The following is a 17,530-nucleotide window of genomic DNA, read 5'->3' as shown; positions in this document are numbered from 1 at the left end:
ATGGGTGAAACATATAGCGGGAAAAAGGATTTGGATAACCGGCGCTTCAGGAGGGCTTGGAGAAAGAATCGCATACTTATGCGCGGCTGAGGGAGCCCATGTCCTGCTGTCTGCTAGACGCGAGGATCGTTTGATAGAAATCAAAAGGAAAATAACCGAGGAATGGAGCGGACAGTGTGAGATTTTTCCTCTGGATGTCGGCCGCCTAGAGGATATCGCCCGGGTCCGCGATCAGATCGGCTCGATTGATGTACTGATTAACAATGCAGGCTTCGGTATATTTGAAACGGTTTTAGACTCTACATTGGATGACATGAAAGCGATGTTTGATGTGAATGTCTTCGGCCTGATCGCCTGTACAAAAGCGGTGCTTCCGCAAATGCTTGAGCAAAAAAAGGGCCATATCATCAATATCGCCTCTCAAGCGGGGAAAATCGCAACACCGAAGTCGAGCCTGTATTCCGCGACCAAGCATGCCGTGTTAGGTTACTCAAACGCTTTGCGGATGGAGCTTTCGGGAACCGGCATTTATGTGACAACAGTCAACCCGGGACCGATTCAGACGGACTTTTTTTCCATTGCTGATAAAGGCGGGGACTACGCCAAAAATGTCGGCCGCTGGATGCTTGATCCTGATGACGTAGCAGCTCAAATTACAGCTGCAATTTTTACGAACAAGCGGGAGATCAATCTTCCGCGTTTAATGAATGCCGGCACTAAGCTGTATCAGCTGTTTCCAGCTCTTGTAGAAAAGCTGGCAGGACGCGCGCTCATGAAAAAATAATGATGGAACTGCCTGTAGTGGAGTGGCTTGTTTCTCACGGGGCAGTTTTTGATAGTGGAAGGGAGAGATTGTTGAATGTCAGTTCATTCAGAAGTCCTTCATGCTCTGCTTAAAGATCCGTTTATTCAGAAACTGATTGATGCAGAGCCTGTATTCTGGGCAAATTCAGGCAAGAAAGAGGGGCCAATACCCCGTGCAGATGAGTGGGCAACCGAGATAGCGGAAGCGGAAAAAAGAATGCGGCGGTTTGCACCTTACATTGCCGAGGTGTTTCCTGAGACGAAAGGCGCTAAAGGAATCATCGAGTCTCCGCTTTTTGAGGTGCAGCATATGAAGGGAAAGCTGGAAGCGGCATATCAGCAGCCATTTCCCGGAAGATGGCTTTTAAAGTGCGACCATGAGCTTCCGATTTCAGGATCGATTAAAGCGAGGGGCGGGATTTATGAAGTGTTAAAGCATGCTGAAAATCTCGCGCTTCAAGAAGGAATGCTTCGGGAAACCGATGATTACCGCATCTTACAGGAAGAGCGGTTTGCCGGGTTTTTCTCCCGCTATTCGATTGCTGTCGGTTCGACAGGAAATCTGGGTTTAAGCATCGGCATCATCGGCGCGGCACTCGGGTTTCGCGTGACAGTGCATATGTCCGCCGATGCTAAGCAGTGGAAAAAGGATCTCCTCCGCCAAAAGGGAGTCACTGTTATGGAGTACGAAACAGATTACAGCGAAGCGGTGAACGAAGGGAGACAGCAGGCGGAACAAGATCCATTCTGTTATTTTATTGATGATGAACATTCTCGTCAGCTGTTCTTAGGATATGCTGTTGCTGCAAGCCGATTAAAAACACAGCTTGACTGTATGAATATAAAGCCAAGTCTTGAGACGCCCTTGTTTGTGTATCTGCCGTGCGGAGTCGGCGGAGGACCGAGCGGTGTAGCATTTGGGCTGAAGCTTTTATACGGAGATCATGTTCATGTGTTTTTCGCAGAACCAACTCATTCACCTTGTATGCTGTTAGGGCTTTATTCAGGACTTCACGAAAAGATCTCCGTCCAGGATATCGGCCTGGATAATCAGACTGCTGCTGACGGACTTGCCGTAGGGAGACCGTCAGGATTTGTCGGCAAGCTGATTGAACCGCTTCTGAGCGGCTGTTATACGGTAGAGGACAATACGCTTTATACTTTGCTTCATATGTTGGCTGTATCTGAAGATAAATATTTAGAGCCCTCTGCTCTTGCCGGCATGTTCGGGCCGGTTCAGCTTCTTACGACAGAAGAGGGAAGGCACTATGCTCAGAAATATAAGATGGAACATGCCGTACATGTCGTCTGGGGAACGGGAGGAAGCATGGTTCCAAAAGATGAAATGGCTGCGTATAACCGAATCGGTGCTGATTTGCTAAAAAAACGAAATGAAAAATAAGCAGACAGTGAAAAGGTTTTCCGTTACAATCTTTGTAAGGGTTTTAACCTACAGAGAGTCAGGTGTAAACAGTGAAAAATAAAGAACTTAACCTACATACTTTATATACACAGCACAATCGGGAGTCTTGGTCTGGTTTTGGGGGGCATTTGTCGATTGCTGTATCTGAAGAAGAGGCAAAAGCTGTGGAAGGATTGAATGATTATCTATCTGTTGAAGAAGTGGAGACGATCTATATTCCGCTTGTTCGCTTGCTTCATTTACATGTCAAGTCTGCGGCTGAACGCAATAAGCATGTCAATGTTTTTTTGAAGCACCCACATTCAGCCAAAATTCCGTTTATTATCGGCATTGCCGGCAGTGTCGCAGTCGGAAAAAGCACGACGGCGCGGATCTTGCAGAAGCTGCTTTCGCGTTTGCCTGACCGTCCAAAAGTGAGCCTTATCACGACAGATGGTTTTTTATTTCCTACTGCCGAGCTGAAAAAGAAAAATATGATGTCTAGAAAAGGGTTTCCTGAAAGCTATGATGTAAAGGCGCTGCTCGAATTTTTGAATGACTTAAAATCAGGAAAGGACAGCGTAAAGGCCCCGGTGTATTCCCATCTAACCTATGACCGCGAGGAAGGTGTGTTCGAGGTTGTAGAACAGGCGGATATTGTGATTATTGAAGGCATTAATGTTCTTCAGTCGCCCACCTTGGAGGATGACCGGGAAAACCCGCGTATTTTTGTTTCCGATTTCTTTGATTTTTCGATTTATGTGGATGCGGAGGAAAGCCGGATTTTCACTTGGTATTTAGAGCGTTTTCGCCTGCTTCGGGAAACAGCTTTTCAAAATCCTGATTCATATTTTCATAAATTCAAAGACTTGTCCGATCAGGAGGCTGACGAGATGGCAGCCTCGATTTGGGAGAGTGTCAACCGGCCAAATTTATATGAAAATATCCTGCCGACTAAATTCAGGTCAGATCTCATTTTGCGCAAGGGAGACGGGCATAAGGTCGAGGAAGTGCTGGTAAGGAGGGTATGAAATTGTGCATCATATTGAACTGTATGTCTCTGATTTGGAGGCGTCTAGGCGGTTTTGGGGCTGGTTCTTAAAAGAACTTGGTTATAAAGAGTATCAAAAATGGAGCTCAGGCATCAGCTGGAAGAAAGATCGTTTTTACCTAGTGATTGTGCAGGCGAAAGAGTCATTTCTAGAGCCGAAATACCATAGATGCCGAGTCGGTCTGAACCATCTCGCATTTCATGCTGAATCCAAGCTTCAAGTCGATCAGATGACTGAAAAATTGACGGCAAAAGGTTATCGTGTGTTGTACCGAGACAGGCATCCTTTTGCCGGAGGAGACGGGCATTATGCAGTCTTTTGTGAGGATCCAGACCGGATTAAGGTAGAGCTCGTTGCCCTAAGCTGTTAATCGTGATCTTCGGACAGGCTGTTCAGCTTTTTCTCAATGCGATCCAGCTGCGCTTTTCGGTTTTTCGCATACTTGAAGCCTGTAACAGCCGCAAAGACGACAGCGGCAAATATAATAAATACAAACAGCTGAAACATCACATCACCTATATTCATGTTCTTCACCTCATGTTTGCGGGAGAGATTCATTCTCTTCCGTTTTTTATGTAAAGCGGCTTTTCCAGACGGGAACGGTGTTTTGTGGTCTCCATTTTCATTTGCCGATAGGCGAACGCTAAAAATGGCAGGCCGAGCAGGGTAATGCCGCTCAGGACAGAAAAAATATAAATCGGCCGGCCAGCGCCAAACAGGTCTATACATATCCCCCCGACCCAAGGGCCGATGACGTTTCCGAGCTGTGAAAAACCGATTGCCCCGAAATAAGTGCCTTTTAATCCTGGTTTTGCAATCTGGTCTACATACAAATCCATCATAGAGAATAAAAGCACTTCGCCGATTGTAAATGTGATGACAATCATCACAATTGATGGAACACCGTGTGATACGGTGAAAATGGCCATGCTGATGCTAACCATCACATTACCGAGCATCAGAGAACAAAGCGGCGAAAACCGTTTTGCAAAATGGACAATGGGAAATTGCGTCGCCAACACAACGATTGCGTTTAATGTCAGCATCAGCCCATACAGCTTCGTTCCATTGCCGATCAAGGGGTTCTGCGCCATATACTGAGGGAATGTGGAACTGAATTGTGAGTAGCCGAAGGTGCATAGCGTAATGCCGACCAAAGCAATGGTAAAAAGATAATCCTTTTGCGTGACCATAAACGCTTCCCGCACGCTCATATTTCGGGACTGGGCTGGTGCTGATAAGGATGGATGTTTTTTAAATTGGAGGGCAAGCACAATTCCGTATAGTCCGTAAATGACTGCAGGCACCAAAAAGGGCGTAGTCGATTGCGATGAGCCGAAATATAGGCCAAGCACAGGTCCGAAGACAACGCCGATATTAATAGCCGCATAGCGTAAATTAAAAACTAGCAGTCTCGTTTTTTCTTCTGTCATATCAGACAGCAAGGCCTTTGAAGCGGGCTCAAACAGTGATTTGCAAAGACCGTTTAATGCGTTTACTACAAAAAACACCCAGAGATTAGATGCTGCCGCAAAGCCTGCAAATACCAGCATCCATCCGAAAATCGATACAAGCATCATGTTTTTTCTGCCGAATTTATCTGAGATATATCCGCCGTAAAAGCTTGCGAGGATGCCGACTGATGAGCTCGCGGCGATGACCAGCCCTGCATAGGAAGCTGATGCGCCTTGGACGGCTGTCAAATAAATCGCTAAAAAAGGAATGCTCATCGATGTTGCCATTCTGCCGAAAATGGTTCCGATTATAATTGTCCAGCTGATCGGGTGGATATCTTTCCATTTCTTCATGAATTATATTCTCTCCTGTATGTATGATCTTTCTCTATCATATATGAAAAAATTTCCTTCTCCAATAGATCGTTCAAAATATTTCGTTATTGACATGTAGTATGCCTGATTGTATGGATGGCAATATACTATGCGTTGAGGATGCGTGTGGCGGGGGTTACATCTTGAAATTGAAGGTGATGACAGAAGGAAAATGACGGTATGTCCGAATTCAGTGAGGGTGTGTTTGAAACATTAAAAGAGTTTAAGCCGCCAGGACGTAGATCATATCGGCAGTGAAACTGGATATGAGATCAAGATGTAAGCTGAAAACCGATGGACCGCATGACAGAACAAGAGAGCACATCTCTTCGAAAAAGTGTATACGCGTGATCATGGACAGCTTATTCCGTTTTGCGCGAGTTCTGAGGGGGAATTTTACGCCAGGCCATATGAATCTATGGAGCGTGAGAAAATCCTGCTTTTTTCTGTAAGCCTGAGACTGTTTATTTGTTTCAGGCGGTGTTTTCAAAGGGAAGCCGCATCAGCGGCTGAAAGAACTGACAGTCATGCGTTTAAGAGAACAGGCCTTGGTTTGTGACATAGTCATAAATGATATCTTCTATATGCGCATGCAAATTCTCATCCGGTTCTTCATTCCGTCTCTCTTGTAGAGCCGCTTTCAGGCTTTGTTTTTCATACGGGCTTAACGGATCTATAGCAACGTTTCTGCCGTATTGACGCAATGCCTGTTCCATCATTTTTTCGACAAATTTCTCCATCATGACTCTCCTATCCTTATGTTCGCTTTTATTCTACTAAATGTTTTTCTTCTCTCAAACCCTTGGATCATATTTTCTGTCAGACAAGAATCATTTACCAGTATAAAACGAACATACTTTCGCATATAATGAAAAACGAACATAAGTTCTTTTTAGAGGTGTGTATGATGAAAGAAAAAGTGATTTTTCTCGTTGACATGCAATCGTTTTATGCATCTGTAGAGAAAGCGGAAAATCCATATTTGAAAAATAAGCCCGTCATTGTTTCGGGTGACCCTGAAAAAAGGGGCGGAGTCGTATTGGCTGCCTGCCCGCTGGCGAAACAAAAAGGTGTGGTGAATGCTTCACGGCTGTGGGAGGCGCAGGAAAAGTGTCCTGAGGCTGTTGTGCTCCGGCCGCGTATGCAACGGTATATTGATGTATCACTGCAAATTACGGCCATTCTCGAGGAGTATACAGACCTTGTGGAGCCTTATTCTATCGATGAACAGTTCATGGACATTACAGGCAGCCAGAAGCTGTTTGGGACGCCGATGGAGATCGCGAAAAGCATTCAGAGCAGAATCATGCGGGAGATCGGCGTTTATGCACGGGTCGGAATCGGCCCTAACAAAGCGCTGGCCAAAATTGCGTGTGACAATTTTGCCAAAAAGAATAAGAACGGTATTTTTACCTTAACGAAAGAAAATATGAAAACCGAAATGTGGCCGCTCCCGGTGGGCAGCATGTTTGGCGTCGGGAGCCGCATGAAGCATCATTTAAATCGAATGGGCATCAGCACGATCGGCGGGCTCGCGGCTTTTCCGCTCGATCTTTTAAAAAAGAAATGGGGCATTAACGGCCACGTGCTGTGGATGACGGCAAACGGAATCGACTATTCCCCTGTGTCAACTTCGTCTCTGGACGGGCAAAAGGCGATAGGCCATGGAATGACTCTCCCGAGAGACTACGAACACTTTGACAAAGAAATCAAGGTCGTATTGCTTGAGCTGAGTGAAGAGGTGTGCAGGCGAAGCCGAAACGCCGGGGTCATGGGGCAGACGGTGTCAGTGAGCTGCCGGGGTGCTGATTTTGATTGGCCGACGGGCTTCAACCGGCAAGTGAAGCTGGCAGAGCCGACTAATTCTACGCAGGATGTATATGAGGCTGTACGCCGGCTGTTTCTTACATTTTGGGACGGGAAACCTGTCCGCCGTCTCGGTGTCAATCTGTCTCAGCTCTCATCTGATGACATATGGCAGCTCAATTTATTTCAGGATTATGCAAAGAAAATGAGCCTAGGCTATGTGATGGATGGCATTAAAAATCGATTCGGCGATACAGCAATCATCAGGGCGGCGTCACTGACAGCGGCAGGCCAGGCATTTGAACGTGCGGCTAAAATAGGGGGGCATTATAAATGAACGACCATTTAAAAAGGGGCAACCTGCTGTGGGAAGGGAGCAGGATGTTTCTGCCGGAACATAAGCAAAGCCTGCTGGAGAGAAAGCGGCTTAAACAGAAGCTGCAAAAGCCGATCCTTGACCCCGATAAGCTGGAAGAGATGAATCAAACGCTTTGCGCCGCGATGGAGTTCGCTCAGGATATCACTGTCAGCTGCTTTCAGGACGGTGAGATTGTCCGCTGCACCGGGAAGATCTGCCGGTATGAAGAGTTTGAAAAAGCAGTATGGATAAAAGGAGACGAGGATCAGCTTTATAAGCTGAAACTTGATCAAGTGCTTGATATTGTGCTGTAAAGTCTCTCCTCCTGCTTGGGGGAGATAGGCGTAAAATGATCAAACATTGTTCCCTCGGCAGTCTGGAAACGTATGATAAAGGAAAGAAGGCATTTACAATTCCAGCCAGGCAAAATATAATTTTTATATTGTGAGAAAAAGAGCTGACATTCGTTTTGCCAGACGGAGGGAGATCAAATCGTAATGGATATTCGAACAATCACGTCTTCAGATTATGAAATGGTAACGTCTGTACTGAATGAATGGTGGGGCGGCAGACAGCTGAAAGAAAAATTGCCGAGACTATTTTTTGAGCATTTTCAGGACACAAGCTTTATTACATCCGAACATAACAGCATGACGGGATTTTTAATCGGATTTCAATCGCAATCGGATCCTGAAACGGCGTACATTCATTTTTCCGGTGTGCATCCAGATTTCAGAAAAATGCAAATAGGTAAACAATTGTATGATGTATTTATCGAAACAGTAAAACAAAGAGGCTGCACCCGGGTAAAGTGCGTCACTTCACCTGTGAATAAGGTATCAATCGCATATCACACAAAATTGGGGTTTGATATTGAAAAGGGCACCAAGACGGTAAATGGCATCTCAGTGTTTGCAAACTATGATGGACCGGGCCAAGACAGGGTACTGTTTGTCAAAAACATATGAGGGGGAAATATGATGGATTTTTTATCAAAAACACCTGAGCCTCCTTACTATGCAGTCATTTTTTCTTCTGTCAAAAGCGAAAATGACACAGGATATGGAGAAACAGCGGAGCGGATGGTATCACTTGCGGCGGATCAACCTGGATTTTTAGGCGTGGAAAGCGTACGTGAAGCGGATGGAAGGGGCATCACAGTTTCCTATTGGGACAGTATGGACGCAATTAACCATTGGAGGCATCACACTGAACATCAAGCGGCAAAAGAAAAAGGAAAAAGCGTTTGGTACGAGTCGTATGCAGTCCGCGTCGCAAAAGTCGACAGACAGCGGCTGTTTCAGGAGAACACGAATGATTGAATTTCTCCAGCATAAGGAAGCCACTATAGCGCGTGAGATTTTAGCCGTACAGATCCCCGCCTACATAAAGGAAACAGAGATTATCGGTTTTGACGGTATTCCCGCTTTACAAGAGAAGGTGAAGGATATTCAAGCATCCCATGAACGGTTTGCGGGATATCGGAAAAACGGCAAGCTGATCGGTGTCATTTCATATGAGAAAAACATGCATCATCTCACCATTTGCAGGCTTGTTGTGCATCCTGACGGTTTCAGAAAAGGAATTGGACGAGCACTTCTGCAATTTGTCATTGATCATAATAAAGACGCTGAGAAAATCGAAGTAGTCACAGCCGAGAACAATACCCCGGCCGTGTCACTCTATACACAGGCTGGATTCCAAAAGGCAGAAACCGTCAAAGCAGCGCAGGGTCTATTGCTGTCGGTCTTTCATTTGTATCCGAAAAGAAAAGTTGAGGTCATTCTCTACAACGAAAAATGGGCAGAATGTTTCGATGAAGAAAAAGAACGGCTGAAACTTGTGTTCGGGCCGGAGATTATCGCTGTTCATCACATCGGAAGCACATCGATACCGAACATGGCAGCGAAGCCAATCATTGATATGTTAATTGAAGTCAGAAGCATTGAAGCCGTGAGCCAATTTGATGAACAAATGAAGGCTAACGGCTATACACCAAAAGGTGAGAACGGCATAGCGGGCAGGCGTTATTTCCAAAAGGGCGGAAATAAACGCACTCATCATGTCCATATGTACGAACAGGGAAACCCTGCTATTGAAAGGCATCTGTTATTCAGAGATTATCTCAGAGCTCATCCAAACATAGCGAAAGAATACGCCGTTCTCAAAAAACGGCTGGCGGCCCAGCATCCTGACAGCATCAATCAGTACATACAAGGGAAAGATGAGTGGATCAAGACTGCAGAAGAAAATGCGAAGCGGTGGAAAAAAGGCAGAAACAATGCGAATGGCAGTGTTGTATGCTACAATAGCGAAAATGATGAAAACGGGGGTTTCACCTTATGAACATACATGTGACAGATGCAGCAAAACAGGCACTGCAGCAGGCGTTTGACGCCAACCCGGGAAAAAAAGCCCAGCTTCGTTACGATGCAGAAGGATGCGGCTGCGCTGTAAGCGGTGTCCCGACAATCTGGCTGGCAGAAGAATTAACGGGACAGTGCGAGCAGCTGGAAACGAACGGCATTCCGCTGTATATCCAATCGTCGCAAAAAGTGTTTTTTGACGATCAAATGACGATCGATTACAATGAAAAAGCCAAAACATTGGCGCTGAAAAGCCCGGCTGAAATGCTCAGCCCCAGAATGAGCATATTAGTAAAGTAGGAGACGCGAAACGTGGAACAAAAGCTGAAGGCAATGAAGAACACAGCACAAAATAAAACGTGGGTATCCTTCCTGAATCAAAACCATCCCTATACCTTGCTTCACTGGTCAATCGGAGGAGCAGAGTCCATCAAGAAAGATGTCTGGCTATTGCAGGATGAAATGACCTTCGAGACGCAGGAGTTTACAACGATAGATCTTGCGATTGAATGGATCAGAGAAAATATGGATGGCATTACCGACGTTCTGTAACATAAAAAAGCGAAAGAGCCGAAGAGGCCTTTCGCTTTTTTATTCTGTTGAATCATTCATGTTGTCTAAAAACTCCTGCACTGTTTTTCGGTACGTATCCCGATTTTTGGTATATGACATGGCGTGTTCACCGTTCTCGGCAATGTACAGCGCTTTTGGACCGCGTTTCTTTTCATAAAGCCGCTCGGTTGAAGAAACAGGAATGTAGTCATCATCCTTACTGTGAATAAAGAGGACCGGCTTTTCAATTTTATCAATGACAGCAAGCGGAGATACTTCGCGTGCGCGATAGCCGCCCCTCAGCTTCAAAAAGAAGTCGGCGATAGGGAGCAGGGGCCAAGACGGGAGCCTGTATTCCGCTCTCAGCCGGTAGGCAAGCTGTTCATCAAAACAAGCGAACGGACAATCGGCAATATAAAAATCAGCGCCATCGCTGCAGTGTGCACCAGCATAAAGCAGGGCGGTCACAGCCCCCATCGACTCACCATGAATTCCGATCAATCCGCGATGATTTGTTTTGTTTTTGAGCCAGCTGACAACCTTATTGAGATCATCCTTTTCGTAAAACCCGTAGCTGGTCGTCTTTCCGCCGCTTTGGCCATGCCGGCGGTGGTCATAAATGAGCACATTCCAGCCGAGATCAAGAAATAAATGCATATACTTAAGAGAATTCAGCACATTCATGGTTACCCCGTGGCAGATGATGATGGTATTTGGTGTGTCATGCGGTGCGACATGGTATCCTTTTATGTCGTACCCGTAAGCGGAGGGTATCACAAAAGCGGTTTTCTCCATTTGCTCAAATGATTCAAACACATCATGTCCGTTGTCTGTCTCTCTTTTGATAATGTCTTCATCCGTTTTTCTCTTGATGAATAGAATCATATTCGAAAAAACAATTCCGATTGCGATGACAGCTGTTACGAGCGCGCCAATGGCCAAAAGGATTTTCTTCAAAAGTCACAGCACCTTTCAACGAAATATATAGGCAATTCGTGTTTAAGATCATTATACCTAAACACTGCTACGCTGAGAAAGTGATCAGAAGAGAGTCTGCTTGTTCAGTTTATATGCTCCGTGATAAACTGGCTTCAAAACAAAACATGGGGGAAGTCTGAATGAAAAAACAAAAATCCGCTGACAAACACCAGCTAAAAGACGGCCTTCAATCCGATATCAAAGCAAAGCTTATGGAGATGAAGAGCCAATTGAAGGAAGAGGATGAAAAGAGGCAGGAAAGAGAAAAAGCAGAACAGATCAGAAAGAAAAAAGAGATCGAAAAAAATAAGAGCTTTGAAGAACTCCTAAATGAAAGCCAAATGGATTGGCATCAATATAAATAAACCAGCACCTGTACGGGTGCTGGTTTTTCTGCTATGAGCGATGAGCTTTGTAAATGTCTTGTTTCGTATGAGATTGGAGCGCTTTGATTTCCTCCTCGGTTAAACGCCGTGCATTTGCTGCCTGAATATTTTCCCGTAACTGCTCAATCTTACTGGCGCCTGTAATCACTGAAGCGACAGCCGGCTGTGCTAGCAGATACTGCAGCGACTTTTCTGTCATGGAAAGATCGGGAGCCACTTCCTCCATTGCCTTGCGTGCATTTGTCAGTTCCTCGAATGAATAGGACAAGTACCCGTTTTGTTTCATACTGTCTGAAGCTTGATCAAGCGGTTTTTCAGTTAAGAGCCCTTTGGCAACAGGACCTCTGGCGACTACGCTGATTTGATGTTCCTCTAAAAGCGGGAGCCATTCCTCAGGGCGTCTGTCAAACAGGCTGAATTGCATCATAATGCTGACGATGTTTGATTTTTTTACATATTCTTTAATCACATTCGGGCGGATGGAAGAAATGCCGTAGTAGCGGACGACACCTTCTTGTTTTAATTCCTCAAACGCTTCAATCGTTTCATCAATGTTGTCCTCTATCGTGCCGCCGTGAAGCTGATAAAGGTCGATATAATCTGTTTTCAGCCGTGTAAGGCTCTTTTTTACAGCCTCTTTTATGTAAGCTTTTGAAGGGTCCCAATACCAGCCCTCGCTTCCGTCATCCCAACGGTTTCCCGCTTTTGTTGCCAGTATAATATCCTGGCGTCTGTTTTGGATCGCATCACCGACAATTTCTTCGTTGCGTCCCCGGTCATACAAATCCGCTGTGTCCAAATAGTTGATGCCAAGCTCGATCGCTTCATCCAAAATGGACAATGCTTTGTTTTTTTCAGTTCCAAGAGACATACAGCCGAGTCCGACTTCACTAATGTCTAAATCAGATGTACCCAATTTGCGCTTTCTCATGTGCACACTCCTTTTTTAGGCTTTGTATTGACCGTAATATAAAGGAGCTAAAGTTTCAACTTTTATGGCTTTGAGATCCAATCTTTCACATATTGAAATGTGCGTCCATACTCTTTTAACTTCGCCCGAATTTCCCAAGCTTTTCCGACTAAGACAACACCTTTTGGCATGCGGTGCACTTTCACGAAGAAGCCCCCTTTTGCTCTAGTATGATAAAATGTATGGGGCATCATATAGAGACAGAACGGGAGATGAAGAAATGAAATCATTAGAAGAAAAAACAATTGCCAAAGAACAGATCTTTTCGGGTAAAGTCATTGATCTTTATGTCGAGGATGTAGAGCTGCCAAACGGCAAAGCCAGTAAACGTGAAATTGTGAAACACCCTGGAGCTGTAGCGGTACTAGCCGTCACAGATGAAGGGAAAATCATCATGGTCAAACAATTCCGTAAGCCGCTTGAGCGGACGATCGTTGAAATTCCGGCCGGTAAGCTTGAAAAAGGTGAGGAGCCGGAGTATACGGCACTTCGGGAACTTGAAGAGGAGACCGGTTATACAGCAAAAAAACTGACAAAAATAACTGCGTTTTATACATCACCCGGATTTGCAGATGAAATCGTTCACGTTTTTCTTGCTGAGGAGCTTTCTGTGCTTGAAGAAAAACGGGAGCTTGATGAGGACGAGTTTGTTGAAGTGATGGAGGTGACGCTTGAAGATGCGCTAAAGCTGGTTGAATTGCGTGAAGTATATGATGCTAAAACAGCCTACGCGATTCAGTATCTTCAACTGAAAGAAGCGCTCCAAGCACAAAAATGAAAAAGATTTACGCGGATTTGCACATTCATATCGGCCGAACCTTTACAGGAAGGGCTGTCAAAATAACAGGCGCCAAAACATTAACGCTGGACAGAATTTTGGTTGAAGCCAGTGAACATAAAGGAATTGAACTCCTCGGCATTATCGACTGTCATTCTCCGGAAGTCATTCTAGAGCTTGAGGAAGGCATTTCATCTGGAAAATATCGCGAGCTTGACGGGGGAGGAATCCGTTATCGCAGCACGACTCTTTTATTGGGGAGCGAGCTGGAGATTTATGATGAAGCCTGCAGCGGACCGATCCATGTGCTCGTATTTATGCCGACGCTGGCTGATATGAAACAGTTTTCAAACTGGCTGTCAGCCCGGCTGAAAAATATTCATTTGAGCTCGCAGCGGATTTATGAAACGGGCTTAAACCTGCAAAAAAAAGTGCAGGATATGGGCGGCCTGTTTATCCCCGCCCATATCTTTACGCCGCATAAAAGCTTATATGGAAAAGGGGTTAAATCAAGCTTAACTGAGGTTTTTGATCCATCTATGATAGACGCGGTGGAGCTTGGATTAAGCTGTGATACAGACATGGCATCACACGTATCGCAATTGAATCCGTATCCTTTTTTAACAAATTCTGATGCGCATTCGTTGGGGAAAATCGGCAGAGAATATAATGAATTATATGTGCAGTCAGCTGATTTTACTGAATTTGCTCTTGCATTAAAGGGACAAGATGACAGGAAAATTATCGCAAATTATGGCTTGGACCCGTTATTGGGGAAATATTATCAGACGGCTTGCGAAGCGTGCGGAGAGCCTGCTGTAAGCGGGGAAACAGCGTGCGCGAATTGCGGAAATGCCAGATTTACCAAAGGAGTCAGCGAAAGATTGCGTGAATTGAGTGATCAGCTTGAAGATCGCGTCCCGCGTCCGCGATATGTACATCAGATCCCGCTGCAATTTGTTCCGGGTGTAGGCCCGAAAACGCTGGACAAACTAAAAAAAGCCTTCGGAACAGAAATGGCTGTTCTTCATGAGGCTGCAGAAGAAGATTTGGCTCGCGTTGTCCCGCCGAAAACCGCGGCGCTTATCGTAAAAGCGAGATCCGGAAAATTGGAATTGAAAGCCGGAGGAGGAGGAACCTACGGTAAAATTAAACCGTGAGCTAAAGATTAACTCAGTTCCTCCTGTACTTTTCTTTTTGTGCGTATAAAGGTAATCAGCTGGATGATTTCATCTTCACTCAGCGGCTTGCCATCAACAGAAATGGTAAAGTCAAGGCTGCTCCACGTGGCCAATTCTATGGCCTGAGGAGCAGTCTGCTTTTGTTTCTCGCGGCCTAAAAGTTCATCGCAGGTTGTGTCAAAGAGGTCAGCCAGCATGGCAAGCGCTTCAAGTGAAGGCCGTCGGTAGCCTGACTCGTAGCCGGCATATGTGCTTTTTGCGATACCGAGAAGGTCAGCTGTATATTGAAGCGACCAATTTTTCTTTTTTCTCAATTCAGTTAAACGATCTAGATTCATGAACTTCCGCTCCTTTTTCACCTTGAGCTGATTATATCATATAGGTATTAGGAAGTGTACGCGAATTGAATAATAATGTCTTGCGTATTTTATTTTCCGTGTCTATAATTGCATTAAAAGTATGCGAAAAGCGAATACCTTCTCGCAACCCATCTTTAGATACAGTGAAGAGGTGCATGGTATGAAAAAATTATTGATGTTGACAACTGGGGGAACGATTGCTTCAGTTGAAGGGGAAAATGGGCTGGCTCCCGGAGTCAAGGCTGATGAATTATTAAGTTACGTATCAAAACTTGATAACGATTACACAATGGAAACTCAGTCGCTTATGAATATAGACAGCACCAATATGCAGCCTGAATACTGGGTGGAAATAGCAGAAGCCGTTAAGGAAAATTATGATGCCTATGACGGGTTTGTTATTACTCACGGTACAGATACAATGGCCTATACATCTGCCGCACTATCGTATATGCTGCAGCATGCCAAAAAGCCGATTGTCATCACCGGCTCGCAGATTCCGATCACGTTCCAAAAAACCGATGCCAAAAAAAATATTACAGATGCCATTCGATTTGCCTGTGAAGGCGTGGGCGGCGTTTATGTTGTGTTTGACGGCAGAGTCATTCAGGGAACACGTGCGATCAAATTAAGAACGAAAAGCTACGACGCATTTGAAAGCATCAATTACCCATATATCGCTTTTATCAATGAAGACGGGATCGAATACAACAAACAAGTAACGGAACCTGAGAACGACACCTTCACAGTTGACACTTCACTATGCACAGATGTATGTCTGCTGAAGCTGCATCCAGGCTTAAAGCCCGAAATGTTTGATGCCCTGAAAAGCATGTACAAAGGAATTGTCATTGAGAGTTATGGCAGCGGAGGGGTGCCGTTTGAAGGCAGAGACATTTTGTCAAAAGTGAATGAACTGATCGAAAGCGGCATTGTCGTCGTCATTACGACTCAATGTCTTGAAGAAGGCGAAGACATGAGCATTTACGAGGTTGGCCGCAGAGTCAACCAAGACTTAATTATCCGATCAAGAAATATGAACACAGAAGCAATTGTGCCAAAGTTGATGTGGGCACTAGGTCAGTCTTCGGATCTTCCTGTCGTCAAGAGAATTATGGAAACGCCGATAGCTGATGACGTTGTCCTGTAAAATGTAAAAACGATAACCAGCAAAGAGAAAGAAGGTTAAAGATTATGTTAAACGGCCAAAAAGAATATCGCGTGGAAAAAGACTTCCTTGGGGAAAAACAAATTGAAGCAGATGTTTATTACGGAATTCAGACGCTCCGTGCTTCTGAAAATTTTCCGATCACAGGATACAAAATCCATGAGGAAATGATTAACGCACTGGCGATTGTGAAAAAAGCTGCGGCTCTTGCCAACATGGACGTGAAACGGCTGTATGAAGGAATTGGCCAAGCTATCGTACAAGCCGCTGACGAGATTCTGGAAGGCAAGTGGCACGATCAGTTTATCGTCGATCCGATTCAGGGCGGTGCCGGAACTTCTATGAACATGAACGCGAATGAGGTTATCGGAAACCGGGCGCTTGAAATCATGGGCCATAAAAAGGGAGATTATATCCATTTAAGTCCAAACACACATGTGAACATGTCACAGTCTACGAACGATGTGTTCCCGACTGCTATTCATATTTCCACATTGAAGCTCTTGGAAAAACTGCTGAAAACAATGGAAGATATGCATAGTGTGTTTAAGCAAAAAGCACAGGAGTTTGACTCTGTTATTAAAATGGGCCGGACACACCTTCAAGATGCGGTTCCGATCCGTCTTGGCCAGGAATTCGAAGCTTACAGCCGTGTTCTCGAGCGTGATATCAAACGAATCAAGCAATCGCGCCAGCACCTGTATGAAGTCAACATGGGCGCAACTGCTGTTGGTACAGGGCTGAACGCTGATCCTGAATATATCAAACAGGTAGTAAAGCACCTTGCTGATATTAGTGGGCTTCCTCTTGTCGGCGCTGACCATCTTGTTGATGCGACACAAAATACAGATGCCTATACAGAGGTATCAGCTTCATTAAAAGTCTGCATGATGAACATGTCGAAGATCGCAAACGACCTGCGCTTAATGGCGTCGGGACCGCGCGCCGGACTTGCGGAAATTTCTCTGCCTGCACGTCAGCCGGGTTCATCTATTATGCCGGGGAAAGTCAATCCAGTTATGGCGGAGCTGATCAACCAAATTGCGTTCCAGGTTATCGGAAACGACAATACAATCTGCCTTGCTTCAGAAGCCGGCCAGCTTGAGTTGAACGTCATGGAGCCCGTGCTTGTCTTTAATTTGCTTCAATCCATCAGCATCATGAACAACGGCTTCCGTTCGTTCACTGACAACTGCTTAAAAGGCATTGAAGCCAACGAAAAGCGGTTGAAGCAATACGTAGAAAAAAGCGCAGGCGTGATCACAGCTGTCAATCCGCATCTTGGATATGAAGCGGCTGCCAGAATTGCCAGGGAAGCGATTATGACAGGGCAATCTGTCCGTGACCTTTGCCTGCAGCATGATGTGCTGACAGAAGAAGAATTGGATATTATTTTAAATCCATATGAAATGACAAAACCAGGGATTGCAGGAAAAGAACTCTTAGAAAAATAAAATTTGAACAAAATGCAGCTTATTCATCTCCGAATAGTCGGATGAATAAGCTGTTTACAACATAGGGATGAGGAAGTATAGTATACG

General features: G+C 45.1%; 23 protein-coding genes. 16 read left to right on the top strand and 7 right to left on the bottom strand.

All coding sequences use genetic code 11. The features are described from left to right. Nucleotides 1-4 precede the first annotated feature (4 nt). The 4 genes from NSQ83_RS12030 (at nucleotide 5) to NSQ83_RS12015 (ending at nucleotide 3,628) form a co-directional block, all read left to right on the top strand. Nucleotides 5-784: an SDR family oxidoreductase gene (locus NSQ83_RS12030; RefSeq protein WP_032722073.1), complete on the top strand. Its 780-nt coding sequence runs from the start codon at nucleotides 5-7 to the stop codon at nucleotides 782-784. Nucleotides 785-859: 75 nt separating this feature from the next. Continuing rightward, entirely contained in the window at nucleotides 860-2,206 is a 1,347-nt protein-coding gene (gene dsdA / locus NSQ83_RS12025) for a D-serine ammonia-lyase (protein WP_069703879.1), read from the top strand. A 71-nt stretch (nucleotides 2,207-2,277) separates the two neighbouring features. Further along, on the top strand, nucleotides 2,278-3,237 hold the full coding sequence (coaA, locus tag NSQ83_RS12020; protein WP_003245966.1) for a type I pantothenate kinase: 960 nt from the start codon (nucleotides 2,278-2,280) through the stop codon (nucleotides 3,235-3,237). Between the two features lie 4 nt (nucleotides 3,238-3,241). After that, nucleotides 3,242-3,628: a VOC family protein gene (locus tag NSQ83_RS12015; RefSeq protein WP_080477817.1), complete on the top strand. Its 387-nt coding sequence runs from the start codon at nucleotides 3,242-3,244 to the stop codon at nucleotides 3,626-3,628. Here NSQ83_RS12015 and NSQ83_RS12010 read toward each other — a convergent pair. The 3 genes from NSQ83_RS12010 to NSQ83_RS12000 all read right to left on the bottom strand — a co-directional run bounded on the left by NSQ83_RS12010 (nucleotide 3,625) and on the right by NSQ83_RS12000 (nucleotide 5,827). Next, nucleotides 3,625-3,783, bottom strand: coding sequence for a hypothetical protein (locus tag NSQ83_RS12010; RefSeq protein WP_004398585.1), 159 nt, complete (start codon nucleotides 3,781-3,783; stop codon nucleotides 3,625-3,627). The genes NSQ83_RS12015 and NSQ83_RS12010 overlap by 4 nt on opposite strands. A 29-nt stretch (nucleotides 3,784-3,812) precedes the next feature. After that, the gene (locus NSQ83_RS12005; RefSeq protein ID WP_015714218.1) at nucleotides 3,813-5,066 is read right to left on the bottom strand and encodes an MFS transporter; all 1,254 of its coding nucleotides are present in this window, start codon (nucleotides 5,064-5,066) and stop codon (nucleotides 3,813-3,815) included. 554 nt (nucleotides 5,067-5,620) lie between these two features. After that, nucleotides 5,621-5,827: a YqzH family protein gene (locus tag NSQ83_RS12000; protein ID WP_128422558.1), complete on the bottom strand. Its 207-nt coding sequence runs from the start codon at nucleotides 5,825-5,827 to the stop codon at nucleotides 5,621-5,623. A gap of 164 nt (nucleotides 5,828-5,991) precedes the next feature. On the opposite strand from NSQ83_RS12000, the gene NSQ83_RS11995 reads away from it, so the two are divergent. The 7 genes from NSQ83_RS11995 (at nucleotide 5,992) to NSQ83_RS11965 (ending at nucleotide 10,169) form a co-directional block, all read left to right on the top strand. Next, on the top strand, nucleotides 5,992-7,230 hold the full coding sequence (locus NSQ83_RS11995) for a DNA polymerase IV (RefSeq protein ID WP_128422303.1): 1,239 nt from the start codon (nucleotides 5,992-5,994) through the stop codon (nucleotides 7,228-7,230). Further along, nucleotides 7,227-7,565 (top strand): YolD-like family protein, encoded by a 339-nt coding sequence (locus NSQ83_RS11990; protein WP_014477255.1) that lies wholly within the window; start codon nucleotides 7,227-7,229, stop codon nucleotides 7,563-7,565. Before NSQ83_RS11995 ends, NSQ83_RS11990 begins: the two co-directional genes overlap by 4 nt. Before the next feature lie 183 nt (nucleotides 7,566-7,748). Beyond that, nucleotides 7,749-8,219 carry a GNAT family N-acetyltransferase gene (locus tag NSQ83_RS11985; RefSeq protein ID WP_004398668.1) on the top strand — a complete coding sequence of 157 codons (471 nt, stop codon included), beginning with the start codon at nucleotides 7,749-7,751 and terminating at the stop codon, nucleotides 8,217-8,219. 9 nt (nucleotides 8,220-8,228) lie between these two features. Further along, nucleotides 8,229-8,573 carry an antibiotic biosynthesis monooxygenase gene (locus tag NSQ83_RS11980; RefSeq protein WP_041053294.1) on the top strand — a complete coding sequence of 115 codons (345 nt, stop codon included), beginning with the start codon at nucleotides 8,229-8,231 and terminating at the stop codon, nucleotides 8,571-8,573. Beyond that, nucleotides 8,566-9,597 (top strand): bifunctional GNAT family N-acetyltransferase/GrpB family protein, encoded by a 1,032-nt coding sequence (locus NSQ83_RS11975; RefSeq protein WP_160221670.1) that lies wholly within the window; start codon nucleotides 8,566-8,568, stop codon nucleotides 9,595-9,597. Before NSQ83_RS11980 ends, NSQ83_RS11975 begins: the two co-directional genes overlap by 8 nt. Then, the gene (locus NSQ83_RS11970; protein WP_003226552.1) at nucleotides 9,594-9,917 is read left to right on the top strand and encodes an iron-sulfur cluster biosynthesis family protein; all 324 of its coding nucleotides are present in this window, start codon (nucleotides 9,594-9,596) and stop codon (nucleotides 9,915-9,917) included. The genes NSQ83_RS11975 and NSQ83_RS11970 overlap by 4 nt, the downstream gene beginning before the upstream one ends. A 12-nt stretch (nucleotides 9,918-9,929) precedes the next feature. Beyond that, complete coding sequence (locus NSQ83_RS11965; protein ID WP_003230411.1) at nucleotides 9,930-10,169, top strand: YqkC family protein; 240 nt, start codon at nucleotides 9,930-9,932, stop codon at nucleotides 10,167-10,169. A 39-nt stretch (nucleotides 10,170-10,208) separates the two neighbouring features. Here NSQ83_RS11965 and NSQ83_RS11960 read toward each other — a convergent pair whose 3' ends face one another. After that, complete coding sequence (locus NSQ83_RS11960) at nucleotides 10,209-11,126, bottom strand: alpha/beta hydrolase (RefSeq protein ID WP_160221669.1); 918 nt, start codon at nucleotides 11,124-11,126, stop codon at nucleotides 10,209-10,211. A gap of 161 nt (nucleotides 11,127-11,287) precedes the next feature. On the opposite strand from NSQ83_RS11960, the gene NSQ83_RS11955 reads away from it, so the two are divergent. Continuing rightward, on the top strand, nucleotides 11,288-11,512 hold the full coding sequence (locus NSQ83_RS11955) for a YqkE family protein (protein WP_003230416.1): 225 nt from the start codon (nucleotides 11,288-11,290) through the stop codon (nucleotides 11,510-11,512). 31 nt (nucleotides 11,513-11,543) lie between these two features. Here the strand turns inward: NSQ83_RS11955 and NSQ83_RS11950 are convergent, their stop codons facing one another. Both NSQ83_RS11950 and mciZ read right to left on the bottom strand, forming a co-directional pair. Further along, nucleotides 11,544-12,464: an aldo/keto reductase gene (locus NSQ83_RS11950; RefSeq protein WP_069703881.1), complete on the bottom strand. Its 921-nt coding sequence runs from the start codon at nucleotides 12,462-12,464 to the stop codon at nucleotides 11,544-11,546. Between the two features lie 62 nt (nucleotides 12,465-12,526). Then, a complete protein-coding gene (mciZ, locus tag NSQ83_RS11945; protein WP_003230420.1) occupies nucleotides 12,527-12,649 on the bottom strand; it encodes a Z-ring formation inhibitor MciZ in 123 nt (40 codons plus the stop codon). Nucleotides 12,650-12,723: 74 nt separating this feature from the next. On the opposite strand from mciZ, the gene nudF reads away from it, so the two are divergent. Together nudF and NSQ83_RS11935 are read left to right on the top strand one after the other, a co-directional pair. After that, nucleotides 12,724-13,281 (top strand): ADP-ribose pyrophosphatase, encoded by a 558-nt coding sequence (nudF, locus tag NSQ83_RS11940; RefSeq protein WP_024572751.1) that lies wholly within the window; start codon nucleotides 12,724-12,726, stop codon nucleotides 13,279-13,281. Further along, entirely contained in the window at nucleotides 13,278-14,441 is a 1,164-nt protein-coding gene (locus NSQ83_RS11935; protein WP_160221668.1) for a TIGR00375 family protein, read from the top strand. Before nudF ends, NSQ83_RS11935 begins: the two co-directional genes overlap by 4 nt. Nucleotides 14,442-14,449: 8 nt before the next feature. Here the strand turns inward: NSQ83_RS11935 and ansR are convergent, their stop codons facing one another. After that, the gene (gene ansR / locus NSQ83_RS11930; RefSeq protein WP_017695932.1) at nucleotides 14,450-14,800 is read right to left on the bottom strand and encodes an HTH-type transcriptional regulator AnsR; all 351 of its coding nucleotides are present in this window, start codon (nucleotides 14,798-14,800) and stop codon (nucleotides 14,450-14,452) included. A gap of 181 nt (nucleotides 14,801-14,981) precedes the next feature. Here ansR and ansA point away from each other — a divergent pair, with 181 nt between their 5' ends. Next, nucleotides 14,982-15,971: an asparaginase gene (ansA, locus tag NSQ83_RS11925; RefSeq protein WP_004399032.1), complete on the top strand. Its 990-nt coding sequence runs from the start codon at nucleotides 14,982-14,984 to the stop codon at nucleotides 15,969-15,971. Nucleotides 15,972-16,015: 44 nt separating this feature from the next. Then, nucleotides 16,016-17,443 carry an aspartate ammonia-lyase gene (gene aspA, locus NSQ83_RS11920; protein WP_014477246.1) on the top strand — a complete coding sequence of 476 codons (1,428 nt, stop codon included), beginning with the start codon at nucleotides 16,016-16,018 and terminating at the stop codon, nucleotides 17,441-17,443. Nucleotides 17,444-17,530: the final 87 nt, after the last annotated feature.

This window comes from Bacillus sp. PS217, from assembly GCF_037963535.1.
GTDB lineage: Bacteria > Bacillota > Bacilli > Bacillales > Bacillaceae > Bacillus > Bacillus subtilis.
Note: the sequence above shows the minus strand (reverse complement) of the source record. Positions and strands in the feature narration are given on the sequence as shown.